Source organism: Bartonella refiksaydamii, from assembly GCF_902652675.1.
GTDB lineage: Bacteria > Pseudomonadota > Alphaproteobacteria > Rhizobiales > Rhizobiaceae > Bartonella > Bartonella refiksaydamii.
Window position 1 is genome coordinate 1 of the sequence record NZ_LR736397.1, and the last position, 890, is coordinate 890.

Sequence of the window (890 nt, forward strand, 5' to 3'; positions counted from 1 at the left end):
ATAGCTTCAAAACATTATTTAGCTTTCTTGTTAGCAGCGTATTCATGACGAGCAAGTTGAATCTGTATGTTTTTGATTAATCTTTCATTGGCTTCTTTTACAATAGCACTTGCAATCTCTGGTTTGGATATTACTCCAGCAATTGATGGTCCCTCTTGTTTTGCAATGGGGAATTGATCTCCATCTGCTCTTTGAAACACATTGTTTCCCATCTTTAACGTAACACGCTTAGGAAATTTTCCCCCGCAAATAAAAGCATGGGGCAAGATTTCTTTTTTCCCAAACATTTTGTAGGTTACACCCTGTTTTGTTTCTTGTGCTTGAAAAAATTTAAGAGGTATCGGTGTTCCAGAACCAATGATATCTGTCTCAAGAAACTTTGCTGTAGCTTTTCCTTTAATATAAACGCCTTTTTTGACACGCTTTGGTTTGGCAGATGTAACATCGGCAATTTGTTTTTCTGCAAAGCGTTCCACTTGTTTTGCTGCGGTGTTTACAGCATTACGTAAAGCCCAATTAAGGCGTGGTGCTTGAAGACTGGTGAAGGTATCTTTCACCTGTTGAAGATACCATTTTTGACGGATGATTAACTTCAACTTCTAAGCCTTTTTTGGGGTAGGTGTTGATGGTTTAGAAACCTTGGATGCTTTTGGCTGTTCGAGTGGAATTTCCTCTGCCACTGGTTCAGATGATGTTTGTACGGCTTCTTGTTCTATCTGCTTAATTTGTTCAATTGCTTTGTCAGGCTTTGTTGTTGTTTTGGCGTCAACAAAAGGTTTTGCCGCATTGGCGCGTTTGAGACGTGCGTAGACTTGATTGGAAACTTCAACAAATGGAGTATTTTCTGTCGATGGTTCAAAACGAATAGTTCTTTTATTGTCGCCAACCAC

The 890-nt window shown here is 39.2% G+C and carries 2 protein-coding genes; both read right to left on the bottom strand.

What is annotated here, in order from left to right:
• Positions 1-14 precede the first annotated feature (14 nt).
• Entirely contained in the window at positions 15-596 is a 582-nt protein-coding gene (locus GQO39_RS08735; protein WP_198039456.1) for a hypothetical protein, read from the bottom strand.
• A 3-nt stretch (positions 597-599) separates the two neighbouring features.
• Positions 600-890: hypothetical protein (locus GQO39_RS08740; protein ID WP_156851799.1), on the bottom strand; the 291-nt coding region annotated here is incomplete at its 5' end.